The organism is Oleiphilus sp. HI0067 (genome assembly GCF_001635735.1).
The window spans coordinates 1-285 of the sequence record NZ_LWFI01000683.1 but is presented as its reverse complement, the minus strand read 5'-3'; the positions used below and the strand labels follow the sequence as shown (position 1 = coordinate 285).

General features: G+C 45.6%; 1 pseudogene. It reads left to right on the top strand.

The window, feature by feature from the left end:
- Window positions 1-285, top strand: a pseudogene (locus A3739_RS29645) (exodeoxyribonuclease I); the annotation flags it as partial.

Below are 285 nucleotides of genomic sequence, written 5' to 3'. Positions count from 1 at the left end.
GTCCTGACGGTATTAATTGGCCTACTGGCGATGATGGCAAGGTGTCCTTCCGACTAGAGAAGTTAACAGAAGCAAATGGCATCGCGCATGAGGCTGCGCACGACGCTATGTCTGATGTGTATGCCACGATTGAACTAGCCAAATTGATTAAGCAAAGGCAGCCAGCTTTATACAAATTTGCATTCGATATGCGCAGTAAGACCGCAGTCCAAAATTTTCTGGATCAGCATCAAGGGCAACCGTTTTTGCATGTATCGTCAAAAATTGCCGTAGATAAGGGTTGTA